General features: G+C 40.9%; 1 pseudogene. It reads left to right on the top strand.

What is annotated here, in order from left to right:
* Positions 1-318: pseudogene (gene nuoB, locus SB717_RS34665) on the top strand (NADH-quinone oxidoreductase subunit NuoB); the annotation flags it as partial.

Below are 318 nucleotides of genomic sequence, written 5' to 3'. Positions count from 1 at the left end.
GGAGTAGGCTCATCACATTATGATTTAGATCGATTTGGGTCATTTTTTCGGACTTCACCAAGGCAATCGGACGTCATGATTGTATCGGGAACAGTAACGAAGAAGATGGCTCCTATTGTTCGGCGTTTATATGATCAAATGCCTGAACCGAAATGGGTTATTGCGATGGGATCTTGTGCGACAGCAGGTGGTCCGTATGTAAATTCATATGCTGTTGTGAAAGGTGTAGACCAAATCGTACCAGTTGATGTGTATATTCCTGGTTGTCCCCCAAATCCGGCTGCTTTAATTTATGGAATTAATAAATTAAAAGAAAAA

Source organism: Priestia sp. SIMBA_032 (assembly GCF_046535215.1).
GTDB lineage: Bacteria > Bacillota > Bacilli > Bacillales > Bacillaceae_H > Priestia > Priestia aryabhattai.
This window is presented reverse-complemented; position numbering and strand designations above follow the sequence as displayed.